Source organism: Caminibacter profundus (genome assembly GCF_054657155.1).
In genome coordinates, this window is the sequence record NZ_BAAHXC010000001.1 from 779,831 (window position 1) to 800,720 (window position 20,890).

Here is a 20,890-nt window from a genome sequence, read left to right on the forward strand (position 1 = left end):
TCCTATTCAAATTGAGATTGTCTTTTACTCGGCGGCAAGAAACTTAGTAATTTTGCTTCAAGTGTTCTTGGATTGTCTCCTGCTTGAATAGACATAATTCCTTCAATTATCATCGTTTTTGCTAATATTTCATCATCATTTCTTAAAGCAAGTTTATTAGCAATAGGACTTCCAAAAATATTACCAATCATTGCTCCATACAATGTTGTAAGAAGTGCAACTGCCATTGCTGGACCAATTGCTGATGGATCAGACATATTAAGAAGCATAGCAACTAGTCCTACAAGCGTTCCAATCATCCCCATTGCCCCTGCAAGACCTGCCCAGTTATCGAAAATAGCAGCCATCTTTTTGTGTCTTGCATCCATTTGTTCAAGGTCAATTTCTAATAGTTCTCTTATAGTATCAGGTTCATTTCCATCTACAGCCATTGAAAGGCCTTTTTTTAAAAATTCATCCTCTTCATTTGCAGCAGCTTGCTCTAACGATAATATACCATCGCGCCTAGCTTGAGTTGCATAATCTACAAGCTTTTTTATAAGTTCTTCATAATTTGGTTGATAACTAGGTTTTATTGCAATCATAAATACTTTTGCAAATTTAGTCATCATTTCCATTTTATTTGCAACAAAAAGTGTCATAATTGAACCTAAAACAACAATAAGCACCGATTGTGGGTCAATATAAGGCCCAATACCTACTCCCATTGCCATTGCAGCAATAATAAGACCAAGAGCCCCAACCAACCCAATGACCGTTGCTAAATCCATTCCCTCACCTTTATGTTATAATTTTGGCAAAAAGGTTTGCCATGCTTCAAATTATTATTTTAGCTGCGGGCAAAGGCACCCGTATGAAAAGTAAATCGGCAAAAGTGCTGCACACTTTATGCGATAAACCAATGATTGAATATGTAATTGAAGAGTCTTTAAAACTCACAAATAGCATCGATGTAGTTTTAAATCATCAATTTGATAATGTTAAAGAAATTGTATCAAAATATCCAGTAAATATTATAAAACAAGACTTAGAAAATTTTCCAGGAACTGGAGGTGCAGTAAAGGAAGTCCCTATTAGGGGTGAAAGAGTATTTGTACTCAATGGTGACATGCCATTAATCGAAGCAGAAGAACTGAAAAAATTTCTAGATATTAATGCAAATATTGTTATGAGTGTCATGAACCTTGCTAATCCTGACGGATATGGAAGAGTTGTAATTGAGAATGGAAATGTTAAAAAAATTGTTGAACAAAAAGATGCAAATGAAGCTGAATTAAAAATTCCTTATGTAAATGCTGGTGTTTATTTATTTAAAAAAGAGATTCTTGAAAATTATCTACCAAAACTAAGTAATAACAATGCACAAAAAGAATATTATCTAACAGATATTATTGAAATGGCAGTCAATGATAATAAAGAAATTAAAGCAATAGAAGTAAATGAAGAAAACTTTAAAGGAGTAAATTCTAAAAAAGATTTAGCTGAGGCTGAAAGGATAATGTGTAATAGAATTAAAGAATATTGGATGAGAGAAGGTGTAATTATGCACTTACCTGAAACTATCTATATTGACGCTAATTCTTGCTTTGAGGGTGAGTGTGAAATTGGTCCTGGATGTGTTATAAAAAACAGTGTAATAATTGAAAGTGAAATAAGACCATTAAGTGTAATTGAAGGTGCAGTTATTAAAAATTCAGGAATTGGTCCAATGGCAAGGATTAGACCAAAAAGTGAACTAATAAATACTCATATAGGAAACTTTGTAGAAGTAAAAGCTTCTAAACTAAACGGTATTAAAGCAGGACACCTTAGTTATCTTGGTGATAGTGAAATAGATGAAGGTACAAATATTGGTGCTGGTACAATTACATGTAATTATGATGGAAAAAATAAATATAAAACTAAAATTGGAAAGAATGTATTTGTAGGAAGCGATACAAAACTTATTGCTCCTGTTGTAATAGAAAATGATGTTATAATTGCAGCAGGAAGCGTAGTAAATAAAGATGTGCCTAAAGGAAGTTTAGCTATAAGTAGAGATCCTATTAGAATAGTTAAAGACTTTTATTATAAATTTTTTGGGAGAAAACAGTGAATGTATTAATTGGAGTAACTGGCAGTATAGCAATATATAAAACATGCGAACTTATAAGAATGTTTATAAAAAGAGGCGATAAAGTAAGAGTAATTATGAGCGAAGCTAGTACTAAGTTTATATCCCCTTTGATTTTTGAAGCATTAACAAGAAATAAAGTGTTAATAGAAAAAAATGAAGATTGGTCAAATGAACTTAACCACATAGATTTTGCTAAATGGGCAGATATTTATATAATAGCTCCAGCAACTGCTAATACAGTTAATAAAGCTGCAAATGGAATTGCTGACAATTTACTCTTACAAACTTATCTTGCCTGCACATCTCCTACTCTTTTTGCACCAGCTGCAAATACAAATATGTATCTTCATCCAACAACTCAAGAAAGTTTTAAAAAACTAAATATAATTGAAGCAAATGCTGGTCTTCTTGCATGTGGAGATGAAGGTATAGGCAAAATGGCAGATGTTCAAGAAATTTTCTTAAGAGCATTAAGAGAGGTTAATAAAGATAGCTTCTTTGAAAACAAAAAAGTGGTAGTAACAGCTGGTGGAAGTATTGAAAAAATCGACGATGTAAGATTCATTTCAAACTTTTCAAGTGGGAAAATGGGAGAAGCACTTGCAGAAGCTTTTTATATCAAAGGTGCCAATATAACATTAATATCAAGCAAAAACCATAACCTAACTAAAGAAATAAAACAGATAAAGGTAATGAGTGCTGATGATTATTACAAGGCTATTTTAAATGAAAATCCTGATTTTTTAATAATGGCAGCAGCGATTGTAGATTACAAGCCTAAATACACTCCAGGAAAACTTAAAAAAGAAAAAATAGGTGAAAAATTTTGTCTTGAAATGGAAAAAAATATTGATATATTAGAAACACTTAAAGACAAAAAATTTAAAAAAATTGGTTTTAAAGCAGAAGTTGATGAAAAAAACGCAATAAACTCAGCAAAAAATGCTCTAAATAAAAAAAATTTAGATGCAATATGTTTAAATTTACTTACAAAAAATAATTTTGGAAGCGATGAAAACGAAATTATTTTTTTAACAAAAGATAAAGAAATAAAATTTGACCAAGACAAAAAAGAAAATATTGCTTTTAGGATAGTTGAAAGTGCTAAATCTATCTAAAATAGGAAAAATATTAAAAGCAACAAATCGAATGGCAGTTGTTAAAGATTTTAATAATTCTATCCCAATAAAAATAGAAGTTTTAAAAGAGATAAACCCAATAACATACAAAATAAAACTTGGTAACAAAGAAGTTGAAACAAAGTCTTATATTCCTCTTGAAACCAATAAAAAATATTTTGCAAATGTAAAAGAAAAAAAAGGATACATCCAAATTACAAATCTAAAAGAATATCCAAAACTTCTTGAAATATTAGAAAAAATGCCTAATCAAAAAGAAACAGACATTACAAAAGATAATATTATTCAAAAATTAACTTCTTCTACTTCAAAAGAAGAATTTTTATTTTTTGCAAATATTTTTTTAGCTCTTCAAAAAGGTATTTATCACTTATTTATAAATGAAAAAAATAATAGAGGTATAATGCAATATAAATATACAAAAAATCAAATAATATTTTATGCATGTTATAAATTTTTAGGAGAAATTGAAGGTATAATAATACCTAAAAAAATTAAAATTTTTGCAGAATATAAAAATAGTGCCAAACTTATTTTAGAAAACAAAGAAGAAATAAATCTAGATGTAGAAGTGGATTTAAAAAATGAAATAAAACCTATTTATGAATTTAAAAATTCATTATTAAATTTAAAGGCGTAATATGCATTTAGCAATAATTATGGATGGAAATGGAAGATGGGCGAAGCAAAGAGGTTTGAAGCGTACAGAAGGTCATAAAAAAGGTGCTGAAGTTGTTAAAGAAATTACTACATATTGTGCAAATAATCCCGAAATTGAAATTTTAACTCTATATGCTTTTTCAACAGAAAATTGGAAAAGACCTAAAATTGAAGTTGATTTTTTAATGAAACTTCTTGAAAACTACTTAAAAAAAGAACTTCCAACTTATATTGAGAATGAAGTAAGATTTGAAGTAATAGGAGATATATCTAAGTTTTCTCCTAACCTTAGAAAAAGAATAGAATATACAAAAGAAGTTACAAAAGATTTCAAAAAACTTACACAAGTTTTAGCACTAAATTATGGAAGTAGAGATGAAATAACAAGAGCTATTAAAAAAATGATAGAAAAAAATGAAGAAATAACATATGAAAATATTCAAAAAAATTTAGATATATCTCGTGATGTAGATTTGTTAATTAGAACAAGTGGAGAAATTAGAGTTAGTAATTTTCTTTTATGGCAAATTGCTTATGCTGAAATGTTTTTTACAAAAACGTTATGGCCTGATTTTAATACACAAGAGCTCGAAAATATTTTAAATGAATTTAAAAAAAGAGATAGAAGATACGGAGGAATATAATATAATTTCAAAAAAGTTAAGGTAATTTATGGAAATTATATTTATTTTTGTTTTTGGGTTAATAATCGGTAGTTTTTTAAATGTAGTAATTTACAGAGTACCAATTGGTAAAAGCATAATTTCACCTCCTAGCAGTTGTCCCAAATGTAATACATTAATAAAGCCTTATTACAATATTCCTATACTCGGTTGGATATTGTTAAAAGGTAAATGTGCTAATTGTAAAGAAAAAATTTCAATAAGATACCCATTAATAGAATTAATTACTGGAATTTTAGCAGTACTAATTTACCTTAAGATAAAAGAAATTGATATTTTTTTTATTATAACATTTGCAACATTTTCTACACTTTTAGCACTCTGTGTAATTGATTTTGACTACAAAGCAGTACCAGATAGCTTAAACCTTTTAGCACTAACTCTTGCTTTTTTTCATTCTACTGATATTTTAGAAAATTTTAAAAACGCTCTTTTAATGATGGGGGCTATGGCTCTTATTAGATATTATTTAAGCTATTTTATAAAAAAAGAAGCTATGGGAGAAGGTGATATTATTGTTGGCGGTACTATGGGGGCACTGCTTGGAGTGAAATTATCTCTAATTGCCTTATTTGTAGCATCACTTATTGCTATTATTCCATCACTTTATTATAGAACCCAAAAAAAAGATCCTGAGCTTCCCTTTATTCCTTTTTTAGCATTAGGCTCATTTTTAGTATGGTATTTTGATAATCTTTTTATAAATTTATGGAGTACTTTATATGGGTAAAATAAAAAAATATTTAATAATTGAATATTTACCTATATTTTTTTCTTTATTTTTTATTATTTCACTTATTATTTCATTAATTTTTATTGTTTCAATTTCAAACATTACAGCTGGACTTCAAATAACATTTATTGACCTTATGAAAATGTACCTTCTATCCCTTCCTCAAATTATTTTTATAACTTTATCAATTGCTTTTTTTATATCAGCCAATACCCTTTTTGCAAAACTCAGTGAAACTCAAGAGTTAGTAGCCCTGTTTTCACTTGGATTTAAACCTATAAAACTACTATCTCCTATAATCTTTATAGCTTTTATTCTAACTATAATTAACCTTTTTATTTTATTAGTCTCAATTCCTTATTCAAAAATTGCTTTTAACAATTTAAAAAATGAAAAAAAACAAGAAACAAAATTTAATTTTGAATCAGCTCAAATTTCTCAACAATTTGGAGAATGGTCTGTATTCGCCCAAAAAAATAAAGAAAAGTCCTATTCAAATATATACCTTTATAACACAAAAGAATCAAAGTTTATATTAGCTAAAAAAGCAAACCTAAAAGGTTCTAATGGTAGTTTAAAGTTTACAATGACAAATGGAAAAGTATATGATTTTAACTCTTCATATGTAATCAATTTTGAAAAAATGCATATAAATCAAAAAATTCCAAAAATCAAAATTTCAATTTTTAATTTTAAAAACTATTTTAATTACAATAAAAAACTATTTATTAAATACTTACCATTTGCCCTACTTCCAATTGCTCTTTTATTTTTTATCCCAATTCTAAGTTTTTTCCACCCAAGACTTTACAAAAATAGATATCTGCTATATTCCATTGCTTTACTTGGAGTTTATATAACTTTAGCTTTTGCAAATAAAAACATATTAATGTCTATTATAATTCCTTTTACATTTTTAATAGCAGGAGGTATTTTATATAAATGGAAAGTAAAGTTTTAGCAATAATTTCATATGATGGAAGTAAATTCTATGGTATGCAAATTCAACCAAATAAAAAAACCGTCCAAGGTGAGATAGAAAAAGCCTTAAAAAAACTAAATATAAATTCAACAATAACTCATGCAGGAAGAACTGATAGAGGAGTCCACGGACTAAACCAAGTTATAACTTTTAAAATTCCTTTATTTTGGAATATAAAAAAACTTCAAACTTCATTGAATAAAATATTACATCCATATATTCACATAAAAAAAATAAAAATAACTCATAAAGATTTTAATCCAAGATTTGATGCAAAAAAAAGAAGTTACAGATACATTTTAACTCCTTATTTTTCTCCTCATATAGCAGATTATATGACTTATTATCCAAAAAAAATAAATTTAACACTTTTAAATGAAGCTCTAAAAGTTTTTGAAGGAGAACATGACTTTGAGTATTTTGCTAAAACCGGAAGCGAAGTAAATAGCTATATTAGAAAAATATATAACACAAAAATTTTCAAATATAAAGATAAAATAATTATAAAAATAATAGGGAATGGTTTTTTAAGAGGTCAAATTAGAATTATTATTGATTTTTTACTAAAAATAAATGAAAACAAACTAACTATTGATGATTTAAAATCTCAACTACGTAAAGAAAAATTAATCTCAAAACACCTAGCTCCCCCGCAAGGACTTTATCTTGAAAGAATTTGGTACTAATCCCAAAATCTTTCAATTACTAATGTCAAAAAAGTATGTTCTGCTTTTTTTAATGCTTTACGATACTCTTCAAATGTTTTATATTTATGTGGGTTTATATGATATTGCAAAATTATATCTCCACTATCTAATTCAATGTCTGCATAATGTATAGTAATCCCACAAGACTTTTTTGCTTCAAAAGAAAGCTTATCAGCATTAAGACCTTTAAAGTCTGGTAAAATACTTGGATGTAAGTTAATTATACGACCTTTAAAGGTATTTATAATTTCTGGTGGTATTATTCTCATATAACCAGCAAGTACTATTAAATCTGGATTTATTTCTTTTAATTTTTCTAAAATTTCATTATTATCATTTGAAATTAATATTGGTGGCAAATTTTTTTCTTTTAAAGCTTCTGAATCAGATCTATTAGTCACTCCCAAAACTACCTTATAATTTTTTTGATGTGATAATATATTTAAAAAATTACTCCCTCCCTTACCAAAAAAAACAACAACTTTTTTCAAGAAAATCCTTTTTGATTGAAATTATACCAATAAGAAGCTATGTAGTAATTTATACTTTATTAATTTTCCTATACTTTAGGTATATTTTAGCTTATTTTGATGAATTAAGAAATAAATCTTGTAGAAAAAACTGATCTGAACAATTCAAAAGTAGCAATTAAAAACATAAAAAAGTGTCAGAGACTGTATACTATTAAATTGGTTGCGGGGGGAGGATTTGAACCTCCGACCTCCGGGTTATGAGCCCGGCGAGCTACCAGGCTGCTCTACCCCGCGTCACAATGGCTGGGCTGGGAGGATTCGAACCTCCGAATGACGGAGTCAAAGTCCGCTGCCTTACCACTTGGCGACAGCCCAATGTCATTTGGTGATGAAATTATATTAAAAAACATCCACAAAGTCAAGTGTTTTTAAGCCTGTTCGAGAAAAAAAGTCAAAAAAAAGAGAAAAAAGCTTTTTTTGAAAAGAAAACAAGTTGTACAAAATACATAAATAATATAAGAATAAAAAAACAACTAATAACCATGCTAAAAATTTTGCATAAACAAATGTTTTAGCAACTTCATAAGTTACAGCATTAACGAAACAATTAAATTTGTTTTTTACATTTCCAAAAAATCCTTCTATATTGAATCTTTGTTTAAATAATGAATGTTTATATTTTTCATAAATTTATTTAACCAATTGTCTTTGTGTTGATTTTATTTCATTGTGTAAAGGCTTTTTTATTCTGAATATTGGAAGTAAATCTTTTTCTATTGTTAAATCAATCAACTCATTGGAATTTGAATAAATACCATCACCTATTATAGGTATTTTGTTTTCATATTCTCCAAAAGAAAAATTTCTTATTAAAAATGTTTTTGCTTTATTAAAAATATTGTCTGTAAGTATTCCTTTTAATGCTTTTCTTTCATCATAATAAGCTTCAAAATTTCTTATTATCAAAGGTATTCTAAAATTAAACTCTGGTATATAAAGAATTATTGCTTCTGTCTTAATGTGAGATTTTATTTTCCTTATCTCTAGTCCTCTTTTAAATTTTGCATAAAATTTATTTGAATATGAAAATCCTGTCGCATCTATTAAAAGTAGAACTGTTATTTTGGAAAGTTTTTTATTGTTTAATTTTTTTTATTATTTCTTGGCTTATTTTTAATATCGCTTCTTCTAATAGTTTATCATCGAGTTTAGATAGTCTGTAATGAAGTGTTGATAAGGCTGGTAGTTTTATTTTTAACTCTCTTTCAAGTATTACTATTACTTCTCTAAAAGAATACTTATGCATTTGCATGATTATTGCTATAAATATTATAAAATAATCATCGTATATTTTTGGTTTTCCTCTTTTAGGCTTTTCTTTATTTTTAAAATATTTCTTGCATAATTTCAATACTTCTTTGTATGGTAAAAGTTTATATGATATTTGTCTTTTCTCATCCTAAACCTTTTTTAAATCACAAACAATTTCTGTTCCTAAATCCCCCCTTTTTTTCCCAGTTTCTCCTGTTTTTTCTCGAACAGGCTTAGTGTTTTTTGAAACTTTTTTTTTAAAAATAAAAAATTTTCTAAAAATTATGTATAACTATATTGCCTAATAGGTCTTACCTTAATATAAGCAAAATCACATTTCATTTCTTCACTGACTAAATAATTTCAACAAGAATGAAATTTTTTAGTATTTAAATCACAAACTACTAATGAATCAGGCTTGTATGATTTTTTTAACACTTTTTTTCACTAAAATTTGCAACAATTGTTTCTTGTTATTTAATCATCTTGAAAAATATAATTAATTCCAAGTTGTTTGCATTTTGATTTTAGTTTTTGTTTAAATCACTGATGTTAAACAGTTTGAAAGTTGATATGAAAAACTCTACATTATAAATGTTTTGCAAAATTATATGCAAGTAACTTAAAAACTCTTAATTCTTCTTTGTTTAGTTTTAATCTATTTTTTTGTGTTAAGATTAATTTCTTCATATAAATTTTATTATAATGTCAAAAAAACTCTCCTTACTGCCTTAAAAGCCTATGTCTTTAAGTCTTAAGAAAGGAGTTTTGGTGAAAACCGCTTCTGATATTATTAAAGATTTAGAAAAAGAAGGATTTAAAAATATTTTCATTTGGAAAGATTCTAAAGGAACTTATTATAATTGGCATAAACATCAATATGATGAAATTAGAGTAATGTTAAAAGGCAAAATGATAATAAATACAAAAAATAATAAATATCACCTAAAGCCTGGTGACATATTAAATGTTCCTGCTGGTGAAATTCACGAAGCATATATTATAGAAGATGCAGAGTACATATGCGGATCAAAATTTTGATATAATTATATAAAGGTGCGCTGGGAGGTTGCTGGAAACAGAGGAAAGTCCGGGCTGCAGCAAGGCAGGGGTCAGCCTAACAGGCTGCCGCCGTAAGGCGAGGGAAAGTGCCACAGAAACCAAACCGCCGATGGCCTAAAATAGGTTCAGGCAAGGGTGAAACGGTGAGGTAAGAGCTCACCAGGGGATATAGCGATATATCTCGCTGGTAAACCCACCCCGCAGCAAGGAGGGATGGTAAAGCCTTGCAATTTTACCCTCCGCATGAGCGGCACCGTAAGGTGTGCGCCAAGATAAATAACCTCCTAAACAGAACCCGGCTTACAGGCGCACCTTTTTATTTTTACTCCATAACTAATATCAAAAAAATCATTACCTCACTCCGAAGTTTTCTTTACTCTAAAAAAATTAAATTTTCAATCATATAAAATCTTCCATTTTACATTCTCAATTCTCAATTGGTATTATAATTTTACATTTATGGTTTGATATAATTCCACTAAAAAAAATGGAGGGGAGATGGATTATTATGAAATATTAGGTGTCAGTAGAGAAGCTAGCAAAGTTGAAATAAAAAAAGCATATAGACGCCTTGCAATGAAATATCATCCTGATAGAAATCCTGGTGATAAAGAAGCTGAGGAAAAATTTAAACAAATAAATGAAGCTTATCAAGTTTTAAGTGATGATGAAAAGAGAGCAATTTATGATAGATATGGAAAAGATGGCTTAGAAGGAAGAAGTTTTAAAAGCGATTTTGATTTTAGCGATATTTTCAATATGTTTAATGATATTTTTGGTGGAGGAAGAAATTATCAAGATGAAATACATATGCCATATGATATGGACAATTTATATGAAATAAGCTTAGAATTTGAAGAAGCAGCTTTTGGAGTTAGCAAAGAAATAGAAATTGATTATTATTCCATTTGCCTAAAATGTAAAGGTTCGGGAGCTGAAGAGAAAATCACTTGTCCAACTTGTCAAGGAAGAGGAAGTATTGTTTTAGGAAATGGTTTTATAAGAATGTCTCAAACTTGTCCTGAATGTCAAGGGAAAGGTTTTATTCCTAAAAAAATATGTTCTGAATGTAGTGGAAAAGGATTTATAGCAAAAACAGAAAAAGTCCAAGTGGACATACCTGCAGGTGTAGATACTGGTATGAGAATGAGAATTGCAAGAAAAGGGAATGAATATCCTCACAGAAGAGGTGATTTATATTTAATTTTTAATGTAAAAGAATCAAAAATTTTCAAAAGAAAAAGCAATAATTTAATAGTAGATGTACCTGTGTTTTTTACAAGTGCAATATTAGGAGATAAAGTAAAAATACCAACCTTATCTGGAGAAAAAGAAATAGAAATTAAACCGAACACAAAAGATAAAACAAAAATCATTTTTAGAAATGAAGGGTTACCTGATCCAAACACAGGTATTAAAGGTGATTTAATTGCTACTATAAATATAACTTACCCTAAAAAATTAACCAATGAGCAAAAAGAGTTACTTGAAAAATTACATGAAAGTTTTACAGGTGAAATAAAAGAACACAAAAATTTTCTCGAAGAAGCTATAGAAAAAGTTAAAGGATGGTTTAAGAATAAGCTATAATACTATTATAAAAAAGACAATTTATGAAAAAAATGTTTTTGCTACTAATAGCAAGCTTTTTATGGGCAAAAATACTTATTGTAAACTCAAATGACCAAAAAGATCAATGTGGTATCCCTCAGCTTAATGGATTTCTATCTGTAATGTATGAAAATGAATATTCACCAAAAGACTTTTCTATATATTTTTTCTCATACCAATTCCAAGATGTTTAGATACTTCAGTATAATAAAATTTAGTTAATCAAATACAACCAATTAAAGCATATACTTCTATTTAAAAACTATGACTATATTAGAATTGATATAAAAAATAAAAAACTCTATCAGTTAGCGTGGAGGATGTGAAGAAAATCTACCTTTTGAAGAAAAAATTGAAAAAGCAGATTTAGCTTTATATAAATCTAAAAAGCTTGGAAAAGGAAAAACTGTATTTTTTAAAGAAATTGATTATATCAAAATTAATAAAGAAGTGCATTAATCAATTTATATGCAGGTAAAAATATATAATCTCCTAATGGTGTAAATAATACAATAAGTAAAATTAATATTCCATAAGGCTCAATTTTATTATAAAATTTAACAAGTGCTTCCCATCTAAAATGAAGTGCTAAATATTTAAGAGCATTTGCTCCATCAAGAGGTGGAAGCGGTAAAAGATTAAAAATGGCTAAAATTATATTCACAACTACTATATAAAATAAAAATACAAACATCCATAAACTAAGTATAGACTCAGGAGAACCAAAAAAAACAATAATAGAAGATGCTATTAGAGCCAATAAAAAGTTATATGTAACTCCTGCAAGAGATACTGCAAATGCAGCTAAATATCCCCCTTTGCTAATAACTGTAAAGATGTTAACTGGAACTGGTTTTGCCCATCCAAAAATCATAGGGTTTTCTACTCCTGCTAATTTTTGAGATAAATATAAAAGAATTGGAAAAACAATACTTCCAAACGGATCAATATGTTTTATTGGATTAATACTAAGCCTACCTTCCCTACTTGCCGTATCATCGCCATAATATTTTGCAACTGCTCCATGCATTATTTCATGCCCTATAATTGCAATCAAAAATGCAAGTATCATTGCTGTATATTTAATTATAAACTCCAATTTATTCCTTTTTTTGTATATTGGTTATTGGTGTATTAGTAATTGGTATATTGGTAATTTTCCATTGTCCCCGACCACCATACATCGATTAGTTTTAGGGTTAGTAGAGGTTGTAGAAGTATTAAAGGTAATAGAGGTATTATAACCTCTACAACCTATACAACCTCTATTAACCTTTAATACCTTCTCATTTTCCATTTTCAATTTTCCATTTTACATTAGCTATCTACATCCTGCCACTTCATAAGGTCTCTTACCAGCTCTAAGTTCTTCCTCTATTTCATCAATTGTTTTTCCTACTCTATTCCATCTAACCGTAAAATCACTATTCCAACTCATATAAATAAACCAAGGTTTTCCTACTACAAGACTATAAGGTACTGGTCCCCAAAACCTACTGTCAAAACTTTCATCTCTATTATCTCCAATCATTAAAAATTTATCTTTACCAAGTTTTGAGTAAAAGTATTTAATTTTTCCATTTTCAAGATAAATCCCCATTCCTATATCAATTTCTTGAGGTTTTACATTAATCCCTTGAAGTGCGAGTGCTGCTAGGGCTTTGTCAATTGCCTTTTTTATCTCATTATAAGGTATATATCCAGTATAATTATTTAGCCCCATAAAATCAACTAACTGCTCTGCTCTTTGCTTTAATCCAAAATAAGTAAAGTTTTGATTGATATATTGAATTCCTTTGTGCTTTTTTCTGTAAGGATTTAGTACAAAAAGTTTTCCATTAAACTCTTTGGTTATAAATCCTTTAAAATGCTTTTTAACATACTCATCGCCCTCTTTTGGATGAAGCCAAAAACCTTCATCATTATAAATTACCTCATCACCGCTACTTGCAAAACATCTTTTTACGAAATGTTTTTTTACATCAAGTGGATATCTAAAAATTACAATATCACCTCTTTTAGGTCTAGGACCATCAATCAAATGCCCATCACCTCTAAAATCTGGTAAAATTGGTACTTCAATCCAAGGTATATGAGGTATTGGGATTCCATAAGCAAACTTTTTAGCAAAAAGAGCATCACCTGGAAGAAGAGTTTTTTTCATACTTCCACTTGGAATAATAAAAGCTTGAGCTAAAAAGAAAATCACAAGCAAAACAATTACAATCGTCCCTGTCCAAGTATTAGACCAATGGTAAAATTTAATTAATTTATCTTTCATTTAGACTCTTTCAAAAAATTTTTAGCAGCTTTTACTGTATTTTTGAGAAGCATTGCTATTGTCATAGGACCAACCCCACCTGGGACTGGTGTTATAAATGAAGCTTTTTTGCTTACATTTTCAAAATCCACATCCCCCACAAGTCTTCCATTATCAAGCTTATTAATCCCAATATCAATCACTATTACTCCATCTTTAACCATATCAGCTGTTATTAAATTTGGTTTACCAACTCCAACAATTACAATATCAGCTTTTTTTGTATGAGCTGCTAAATCTTTAGTTTCTATATGACAAATATCAACAGTTGCCCAAGCATTAACAAGCAAAGCCCACATAGGCTTTCCAACAATATTACTAGCACCTACAACACAAACATCTTTTCCTTTTAAATCAATTTCATATTCTTTAAATAATTCCATAACTCCAAGAGGAGTACATGGAGCAAATGTATCAAGTCCCTCCACAAGTCTTCCCATATTATAAGGATGAAAACCATCAACATCCTTAGCAGGAGAAACTTTTTCAAGAATTTTTGTAGTATCTATATGTTTTGGTAGAGGAAGTTGAATAAGTAGACCATGGATATTTGGATTTTCATTTATCATTTCAATAGTAGAGAGAAGTTCTTTTTCGCTAATTTCTTCTGGAAATTCATGAACCACACTATATATTCCAACATCTTGACATGCGTTTCTTTTCATTCTCACATAAGTATGACTAGCAGGATCATTCCCTACTAAAATCACAGCAAGACCAGGTGTTATACCTTTCTCTTTTAATTCTTTTACTTCATTTTTTAACTCTTCTTTTATTTTAGCAGATAACTTCTTACCATCCATAATTGTCATCGATATTCCTTTTTGGTAAAATATTTTAGAATTTTAACATAAAAGGCCTATATTGAGATTAATTATCCCCTTTTTAGCAACTTTTCTATTTGGACAAGAATGGTTTATAACTAATTATGAATATGGAAAAATGCTCTATAATAACCCAAGAGGTATTAGCTGTGCAAAATGTCACGGCATTAAAGCACAAGGAAAAATAATTGCTAAATATAAAATAAAAAAACATGGAAAAATAATTTTAAAAGAATTAAAAGCTCCCAATATTCAAAATATATCTTATGATAGATTAAAATCAAAACTATTTTTACTTACAAAAAAAGACAGAAAACTATCTGTTATGCCAAGATATAATTATCTAACTTCAAACGAACTTGAAGCTTTATTTTTATACATCCAATCACAAAAGGACAAAAAATGATTTTTAAAGATATTTCAAAACTTCAAGAAATTGTTGATAAAAACAACATAAAAGAAGCTTTAAAGCTTATAAAAAAACAAAAAAATTTTCCACTCCCTCAAACAAAAAAAAGAAGTGCTTTAATGATAAGTGGACATCAAATAAAACACTTAAACAAAATTGACGAGCTCCCAGCTGATATTATTATGCTAAATTTAGAAGATGGTGTACCAAAAGAAAAAAAAGAAATAGCTAGAATCATGATAGCAGTATTTTTATCACATATCGAAAAAATAGACAAAGAAATCGTAATTAGAGTAAATGCACTAGATGAAGGAGGAATAGAAGATATTGAATTTTTAAAAAACTTTAACTTCAATGCGTTTAGAATTCCAAAAGTGAATTCTCTTGAAGATATTGATGATATATTTTTATTAACAGAAAAAGAATTGCATATTTCAGTAGAAACTAAAGAAATATTTATAAATTTAAAAAATTTTAAGCATCCAAAAATTAAAGCATTTTATATTGGAGTATATGATTTGCTAAATGAACTTAACATCCCACACTCTGTTATAAAACTAGACAATCCTTTAATTCATAAAATTTTAACTGATTTTTCAATATATTCAAATTACAATTCAATTACTCCAATTGGATTTGTATATCAACAATATAAAGACCTTGAAGGTTTTTCTAAATGGTGCTTACTTCAAAAAGATTTAGGAATTAAAGGAGTTGGTTGCATTACTCCTGCTCAAATAGAAATTGCAAACAAAATTTTCTCAGAAGATTTGGAATTTGCAAGGATGATAGTTGAAAAATTTGAAAAAGAGGGGCCTTTTACAATTGATGGGTTATATGTAGATGAGCCGATTTATAAGAATTATTTACAAATTTTATCAAGATTTTAGTTTGTAAAAGTATTTTACATAATATAAATTTTTAAACTTCAAGCACTTTTACAACTTTATTAATTAAACAATTTTATATTTTTCTCTATTTTTTTTATAATATCTTCTGCACTATTATTTATTGTTACCTCAATTAATATACCTTTTTTATTTAAATGTTTTTCTAATTTATTTTTAACTTTGTATGTTCCCATTTTTCCTGTTTGAAATAACATTATCACAAAAGTATTATCATACTTTGCAATTAAATCACTTTTTCTCAAAAGTTTTTTAATTAAACTAATTTGATTTGCATCAAACTTAAATAAAACCAAATTAACTTTTAAGTTTTTATATCTTTTATATATTTCTAAAGTATGTTTTAAATATTCAATAAAAAAAACTTTAGAATAAATATTATATTTAGGCTCTTTTACTAAATTTACATAAAATTTTTCTAGTATTTCGATTAATTTTTCTTTTGACAAATTGAATAGTCTATTCATAATAAAGCCTTCTACAAAAAATATCATAAAGATATTCTATACTTTCTACAGTCCAATTATACTTTTAAACTTGTGTCAAATGAAATATTTAAAATAGAGGCAATTATTATATCACAATTTAATTTTAAGAAGTAAATTTATGTATAAATATTTAATAATTAAGATTTACAACTAATACTTTTCATTTATAATTTAGAAAAAATTCTTAAAATTAGTATTATTGTTAAAATTAATAAAAATATTTTCTTATTTTTTACTTATTATTTAGAATCTACCTGCAAATAATAATTTTGATAAAATTACAATAAAAAAGGAAACTTATGTTAAAACCTTTATTAATTGAAATTGGAGTTGAAGAACTTCCAGCTGGGCCTCTATTAAAAGAAATACCAAATATTGAAAAAAAATGGTTTGAAATTTTAGAAAAATATAATTTAAAAACAAATTTTGATTTTTTCTATACTCCAAGAAGATTAACTCTTTGGCATAGAGAATTCCCTACAAAACAACCAAATGAAGAAAAAGAGATTTGGGGAGCACCAAAAGCAGTAGTAGAAAAAAACCCTAAAGCACTTGAAGGATTTGCAAAAAAATGTGGAATTAACGTAGATGAAGTAACATATAAATCAAAAGGCAATCAAGAGTTTTTATACTACAAAACTACAATAAAAGGTAAACTTGCAAAAGAATTATTGCCTCAAATGATTGAAGAATGGTTAAAGAGTCTTAATTTTGGAAAAACAATGAAATGGGGAAATTGCAAAGAAGAGTTTATAAGACCTATTAGATGGATTTTATGTATGATGGAAGATGAAGCAATCAAATTTAAAAGTTTTTGCATATCTTCATCAAACATTACAAAACCACATAGAGTTTTTAAAGAAGATATTGAAATTAGTTTTGTGGGAGATTATTTTTGTAAACTAGATAAAAACGGAGTTATTTTATATCAAGATGAAAGAAAAAAAAGAATACTAGATGGTATTAAAAAAATAGAAAATGAAAATAATATAAAAGTAGAAATTGATGAAGAACTTCTATTAGAAATTATTGCAATTACTGAATATCCTACACCATTGCTTGGAAAATTTGATAAAGAGTTTTTAGAATTGCCTCCTGAAGTTATTATTACTTCAATGAAAGAACATCAAAGATATTTTCCTGTATATAAAGATAATAAACTAACAAATGCTTTTGTAGTTGTGAGTAATGCTTTTACAGATGATTTCAGTAAAATTATTAAAGGAAATGAAAAAGTACTTAGAGCAAGACTATCTGATGCTCTATTTTTCTGGAAAAACGATTTAAAAAATAGTCTAAGCATTGAAGGATTAAAAGACATTGTATATATGGATAATCTTGGTAGCCTTTACGATAAAGTTAAAAAAGAAGAAAAAATTATTGAATATTTAGCTAAAGAATACAATGGAGATATTAAAAAAGCAAAACTTGCTGTAAATCTTGCAAAAGCTGATCTGCTTACTGAAATGGTTTATGAATTTACAGAATTGCAAGGAATCATGGGGTATTATTATGCTTTAAAAGAAGGTATAGATGAAGAAATTGCTACTAGCATAAAAGAACAATATACTGACACTGTTACAAATAAAACATCAGCCCTACTTAATATATCAAGAAACCTTGATACTATTATGGGACTTTTTAGTATAAATAAAAAACCAAAAGGAAACAAAGACCCATTTGGACTAAGACGTGCCGCAAATCACATAATAAAAGTAACACTTGATAACAAAATCCCTCTTGATATTAAAAAAGTTGTTAAAGACTTAGAACAAAATTATCAAAACTTAAATATTAAAGAAGTAGTTGATTTTATAAATGAAAGGCTTTATAAGTTTTATAATGTAAATCCAACAGTTATTAGAGCAGTTCTTGCTACAGGTGAGAGTAACTTACTTGCAATTGATAAAAAAGTAAAATTATTAAATGAAATGGTTGAAAGTGAAGACTTTAAAGAATTATCAACTACATTTAAAAGAGTTGCAAATATTGTAAAAGATTTTGATCTAGAGAGTATAAAAGTTGATGAAAATCTTTTTGAAAAAGAAGAAGAAAAAAAATTATGGTTGGAATTTAAAAAAGTAAAAGACATTAAAGACCTTGAAAAAAAACTTGACTTTTTGGTATCTTTAAAACCACTAATAGACAAATTTTTTGATAATGTAATGGTGAATGTAGAAGATGAAAAAATTAAACACAATAGGCGCTCACTAATTGCTTCAATATATAAAGAGTTTTTAGATATTGGTGATATAAAAGAGATAACAATCTAAAGGAAAACATATGAAAATTACGATTAATGGAATCGAAAAAGATATACCTAAAAACACGACTATAAAAAAACTTCTTGAAAGTTTACAAGTTTTAGATAAAACTATGGCAGTTGCAGTAAATATGAAAATAATAAAAAAAGACAATTGGGACAAACACATTATTAATGAAGGAGATAAAATAGAAGCACTAAATTTTGTAGGTGGAGGATAAGCCCTTGCCCCTCCTCCTATGCACTCTTTCTTATACTAATACTCATTATAAATCAAAAACTTATACCATCGTTAACTACTAAAAACACTTATATTTAAAATTGATAATTTAAAAAGTAATACCAATTCTTAATTATACCAATTCTAATATAGTCATAGTTTTTAAATAGAAGTATATGCTTTAATTGGTTGTATTTGATTAACTAAATTTTATTATACTGAAGTGTCTAAACATCTTGGAATTGGTATTAGTTACTTTATAAATGTTTAAAATTTCCTTAATTTCAATACTTTTCATCATTTTCAATTGTCAATTGGTATAAGTAAAAGCTATTTTCTTTGAGCTAATACATAAATGTTTTTTAATTATGTTTGGTGTTATGGATTTTAAAAGGTTAAGAAAAAGTTGAAAAAAGGTTTAGATAAGATTAAAAGGTGGTGTTTAAAAGTGTTTTTTAATGGGAAATGGTTTATAAATTTAAAGTATAAAAAATATTCTTATTTACTTAAATGATGTCAGCCACTATAAAGCAATAAAAAAAAGATACGGTCTTAGTGACCGCATCCACAACTTCCGCATCCACAATGTCCGCCATCATGCGCTTGTGCGCCAACTTGTCCTGTTAGAGCTTCTTCTGGGGTAGCCTCTCTTTTAGTTACTACTTTTACATCAAATGTCAAATCTTCACCTGCTAAAGGATGATTATAGTCAATTGTAACAGTTTCATCGTTAAAATCTTTTACAGTAACTGCTATTACTTGTCCATCAGGAGATTGGCCATAAAGAGTCATTCCTTTTTGAAGTTCTATTCCTTCAAATTGACTTCTTGGAAGCTCTTCAACAGCTTCTTCATTTCTTTCTCCATAAGCTTCACTTGCAGGAACTACTACTGTTTTTTCTTCCCCAATTTCCATTTTTTCTACTTCTTTTTCAAGTCCAGGGATAATTTGACCTTTTCCTGCAACAAATTCTAAAGGAGATTGCCCTTTGTTACTATCTACTACTTCACCATTTGAATTTTTAACTGTATATTCAATTCCGTATACTGTTGCCATATTATTCCTTTTTAAAATTTAAATTATAAGTAATCATTATATCAAATTATTTTAATTTTTCCAACTCTTTTTGTGCCAGCTTTGAATATTTTGAATTTGGATAATCATTAACTAGTTTTTTAAATGTAAGCTTTGCGGATTTCTTATCACCAATTTTTTCAAATGAAATTCCGGTATGATATAATAATCTTTCACTAAAAGATGTTTTTTTAGGATAAATTTCTATACTTTTTTTATAATATCCTAGAGCTTTTTTATATTCAGCCTTTTTAAAAGCAATTTCTCCTAAATAGTAAGCACTTGTTGCAGGCAAATAATTTTTGCTAAGTGTAAATAAAAATAACTCCTTCGCCCTCTCAAGTTTTCCTGAAAAATAATATTGTTTAGCTTTTGTCATTGCTTCTTTTGGAGAAAGTGGCTTTTGTTTTTTTATCTCTTTTATTATTAAATCAATAGCATTTTTTAAATACATAAAATTTTCATTTTGAACTTTTGTTATCTCTTTTATTGTATTTTTTATATTTACTACTTCATTTTGAATAGAATAAATCTTATTTTCTAAACTTTTTACCTTATTATCTAAATCTTTATATTTTTTATCTATATTCTCAATTTCTTTTTTAAATGCAAGTAAAGAAGATTTAGTTGCATCAAGTTCTGAAAGAAAAGTATTAAAAGAAGCAAGTTTTTCATTTAATAAAGAAATACTTTCATCATAACTTATAAGTTTTATTTTCAAATTCTTTAAATCTTTTTCTAATAAACTTAAGTCTTTTTTAATAGTTTTAATCTCTTTTTTATTCTCTAAAATAATTTTTTCTTGAGGAGTCAAACCATAATTTGAGTTTATTCCTGCATTAAAAGGATTAATATCAGCTAATAAAAATATAGGCAAAAAAAGAAAAAACTTTTTCATACAATTCCT

24 protein-coding genes, 2 tRNA genes and 1 other RNA gene are annotated in these 20,890 nt (G+C 27.4%); 15 read left to right on the plus strand and 12 right to left on the minus strand.

Annotated features, from left to right (window positions below; all coding sequences use genetic code 11):
* Positions 1 to 2: 2 nt before the first annotated feature.
* Entirely contained in the window at positions 3 to 770 is a 768-nt protein-coding gene (locus ACYQ1U_RS04095) for a motility protein A (protein WP_459884629.1), read from the minus strand.
* A 41-nt stretch (positions 771 to 811) separates the two neighbouring features.
* Here ACYQ1U_RS04095 and glmU point away from each other — a divergent pair, with 41 nt between their 5' ends.
* From glmU to truA, 7 genes are read left to right on the plus strand one after another with little or no spacing between them, the layout of a single operon-like run.
* Positions 812 to 2,095, plus strand: coding sequence for a bifunctional UDP-N-acetylglucosamine diphosphorylase/glucosamine-1-phosphate N-acetyltransferase GlmU (glmU, locus tag ACYQ1U_RS04100; RefSeq protein WP_459884631.1), 1,284 nt, complete (start codon positions 812 to 814; stop codon positions 2,093 to 2,095).
* Entirely contained in the window at positions 2,092 to 3,234 is a 1,143-nt protein-coding gene (coaBC, locus tag ACYQ1U_RS04105) for a bifunctional phosphopantothenoylcysteine decarboxylase/phosphopantothenate--cysteine ligase CoaBC (protein ID WP_459884633.1), read from the plus strand. Before glmU ends, coaBC begins: the two co-directional genes overlap by 4 nt.
* Complete coding sequence (locus tag ACYQ1U_RS04110) at positions 3,218 to 3,895, plus strand: hypothetical protein (RefSeq protein WP_459886388.1); 678 nt, start codon at positions 3,218 to 3,220, stop codon at positions 3,893 to 3,895. The genes coaBC and ACYQ1U_RS04110 overlap by 17 nt, the downstream gene beginning before the upstream one ends.
* A 1-nt stretch (position 3,896) precedes the next feature.
* Positions 3,897 to 4,559 (plus strand): di-trans,poly-cis-decaprenylcistransferase, encoded by a 663-nt coding sequence (locus tag ACYQ1U_RS04115; protein WP_459884635.1) that lies wholly within the window; start codon positions 3,897 to 3,899, stop codon positions 4,557 to 4,559.
* A 28-nt stretch (positions 4,560 to 4,587) separates the two neighbouring features.
* Positions 4,588 to 5,328: a prepilin peptidase gene (locus ACYQ1U_RS04120; protein WP_459884637.1), complete on the plus strand. Its 741-nt coding sequence runs from the start codon at positions 4,588 to 4,590 to the stop codon at positions 5,326 to 5,328.
* Positions 5,321 to 6,292: an LptF/LptG family permease gene (locus ACYQ1U_RS04125; RefSeq protein ID WP_459884639.1), complete on the plus strand. Its 972-nt coding sequence runs from the start codon at positions 5,321 to 5,323 to the stop codon at positions 6,290 to 6,292. The genes ACYQ1U_RS04120 and ACYQ1U_RS04125 overlap by 8 nt, the downstream gene beginning before the upstream one ends.
* Positions 6,274 to 6,999, plus strand: a complete 726-nt coding sequence (truA, locus tag ACYQ1U_RS04130; protein ID WP_459884641.1) for a tRNA pseudouridine(38-40) synthase TruA — start codon at positions 6,274 to 6,276, stop codon at positions 6,997 to 6,999. The genes ACYQ1U_RS04125 and truA overlap by 19 nt, the downstream gene beginning before the upstream one ends.
* On the opposite strand, the gene ACYQ1U_RS04135 is transcribed toward truA, so the two are convergent.
* The 5 genes from ACYQ1U_RS04135 to ACYQ1U_RS04155 form a co-directional block, all read right to left on the minus strand.
* Positions 6,996 to 7,511: a formyltransferase family protein gene (locus ACYQ1U_RS04135; RefSeq protein WP_459884643.1), complete on the minus strand. Its 516-nt coding sequence runs from the start codon at positions 7,509 to 7,511 to the stop codon at positions 6,996 to 6,998. The two genes, truA and ACYQ1U_RS04135, sit on opposite strands and share 4 nt — an antisense overlap.
* A 199-nt stretch (positions 7,512 to 7,710) precedes the next feature.
* Positions 7,711 to 7,787, minus strand: a tRNA-Met gene (locus ACYQ1U_RS04140).
* Positions 7,788 to 7,793: 6 nt separating this feature from the next.
* Positions 7,794 to 7,868 (minus strand) — tRNA-Gln (locus tag ACYQ1U_RS04145).
* A 315-nt stretch (positions 7,869 to 8,183) separates the two neighbouring features.
* On the minus strand, positions 8,184 to 8,459 hold the full coding sequence (locus ACYQ1U_RS04150) for a hypothetical protein (RefSeq protein ID WP_459884645.1): 276 nt from the start codon (positions 8,457 to 8,459) through the stop codon (positions 8,184 to 8,186).
* A 169-nt stretch (positions 8,460 to 8,628) separates the two neighbouring features.
* A complete protein-coding gene (locus ACYQ1U_RS04155; protein ID WP_459884647.1) occupies positions 8,629 to 8,904 on the minus strand; it encodes a hypothetical protein in 276 nt (91 codons plus the stop codon).
* Between the two features lie 671 nt (positions 8,905 to 9,575).
* Here ACYQ1U_RS04155 and ACYQ1U_RS04160 point away from each other — a divergent pair.
* The 4 genes from ACYQ1U_RS04160 (at position 9,576) to ACYQ1U_RS04175 (ending at position 11,671) form a co-directional block, all read left to right on the plus strand.
* A complete protein-coding gene (locus ACYQ1U_RS04160; protein ID WP_459884649.1) occupies positions 9,576 to 9,845 on the plus strand; it encodes a cupin domain-containing protein in 270 nt (89 codons plus the stop codon).
* Positions 9,846 to 9,857: 12 nt separating this feature from the next.
* An RNA gene (gene rnpB, locus ACYQ1U_RS04165) (RNase P RNA component class A) lies at positions 9,858 to 10,185 on the plus strand.
* A gap of 179 nt (positions 10,186 to 10,364) precedes the next feature.
* A complete protein-coding gene (dnaJ, locus tag ACYQ1U_RS04170) occupies positions 10,365 to 11,456 on the plus strand; it encodes a molecular chaperone DnaJ (protein ID WP_459884651.1) in 1,092 nt (363 codons plus the stop codon).
* Between the two features lie 23 nt (positions 11,457 to 11,479).
* Positions 11,480 to 11,671, plus strand: coding sequence for a hypothetical protein (locus tag ACYQ1U_RS04175; RefSeq protein WP_459884653.1), 192 nt, complete (start codon positions 11,480 to 11,482; stop codon positions 11,669 to 11,671).
* A gap of 245 nt (positions 11,672 to 11,916) precedes the next feature.
* On the opposite strand, the gene ACYQ1U_RS04180 is transcribed toward ACYQ1U_RS04175, so the two are convergent.
* The 3 genes from ACYQ1U_RS04180 to folD all read right to left on the minus strand — a co-directional run bounded on the left by ACYQ1U_RS04180 (position 11,917) and on the right by folD (position 14,609).
* Positions 11,917 to 12,576, minus strand: coding sequence for a site-2 protease family protein (locus tag ACYQ1U_RS04180; protein WP_459884655.1), 660 nt, complete (start codon positions 12,574 to 12,576; stop codon positions 11,917 to 11,919).
* 222 nt (positions 12,577 to 12,798) lie between these two features.
* The gene (gene lepB / locus ACYQ1U_RS04185) at positions 12,799 to 13,758 is read right to left on the minus strand and encodes a signal peptidase I (RefSeq protein ID WP_459884657.1); all 960 of its coding nucleotides are present in this window, start codon (positions 13,756 to 13,758) and stop codon (positions 12,799 to 12,801) included.
* Complete coding sequence (folD, locus tag ACYQ1U_RS04190) at positions 13,755 to 14,609, minus strand: bifunctional methylenetetrahydrofolate dehydrogenase/methenyltetrahydrofolate cyclohydrolase FolD (RefSeq protein WP_459884659.1); 855 nt, start codon at positions 14,607 to 14,609, stop codon at positions 13,755 to 13,757. Before folD ends, lepB begins: the two co-directional genes overlap by 4 nt.
* A gap of 52 nt (positions 14,610 to 14,661) precedes the next feature.
* Between folD and ACYQ1U_RS04195 the strand changes: the two genes are divergently transcribed.
* Together ACYQ1U_RS04195 and ACYQ1U_RS04200 are read left to right on the plus strand one after the other, a co-directional pair.
* Positions 14,662 to 15,027: a c-type cytochrome gene (locus ACYQ1U_RS04195; RefSeq protein WP_459884661.1), complete on the plus strand. Its 366-nt coding sequence runs from the start codon at positions 14,662 to 14,664 to the stop codon at positions 15,025 to 15,027.
* On the plus strand, positions 15,024 to 15,920 hold the full coding sequence (locus ACYQ1U_RS04200) for an HpcH/HpaI aldolase/citrate lyase family protein (protein ID WP_459884663.1): 897 nt from the start codon (positions 15,024 to 15,026) through the stop codon (positions 15,918 to 15,920). Before ACYQ1U_RS04195 ends, ACYQ1U_RS04200 begins: the two co-directional genes overlap by 4 nt.
* A gap of 59 nt (positions 15,921 to 15,979) precedes the next feature.
* On the opposite strand, the gene ACYQ1U_RS04205 is transcribed toward ACYQ1U_RS04200, so the two are convergent.
* Positions 15,980 to 16,405: a hypothetical protein gene (locus ACYQ1U_RS04205; protein WP_459884665.1), complete on the minus strand. Its 426-nt coding sequence runs from the start codon at positions 16,403 to 16,405 to the stop codon at positions 15,980 to 15,982.
* Positions 16,406 to 16,725: 320 nt separating this feature from the next.
* Here ACYQ1U_RS04205 and glyS point away from each other — a divergent pair, with 320 nt between their 5' ends.
* Entirely contained in the window at positions 16,726 to 18,699 is a 1,974-nt protein-coding gene (glyS, locus tag ACYQ1U_RS04210; protein ID WP_459884667.1) for a glycine--tRNA ligase subunit beta, read from the plus strand.
* Between the two features lie 10 nt (positions 18,700 to 18,709).
* Positions 18,710 to 18,910 (plus strand): sulfur carrier protein ThiS, encoded by a 201-nt coding sequence (thiS, locus tag ACYQ1U_RS04215; protein ID WP_459884669.1) that lies wholly within the window; start codon positions 18,710 to 18,712, stop codon positions 18,908 to 18,910.
* 551 nt (positions 18,911 to 19,461) lie between these two features.
* Here the strand turns inward: thiS and ACYQ1U_RS04220 are convergent.
* Positions 19,462 to 19,965 (minus strand): FKBP-type peptidyl-prolyl cis-trans isomerase, encoded by a 504-nt coding sequence (locus ACYQ1U_RS04220; protein WP_459884671.1) that lies wholly within the window; start codon positions 19,963 to 19,965, stop codon positions 19,462 to 19,464.
* 46 nt (positions 19,966 to 20,011) lie between these two features.
* Positions 20,012 to 20,881 (minus strand): tetratricopeptide repeat protein, encoded by an 870-nt coding sequence (locus tag ACYQ1U_RS04225; RefSeq protein ID WP_459884673.1) that lies wholly within the window; start codon positions 20,879 to 20,881, stop codon positions 20,012 to 20,014.
* Positions 20,882 to 20,890 lie beyond the last annotated feature (9 nt).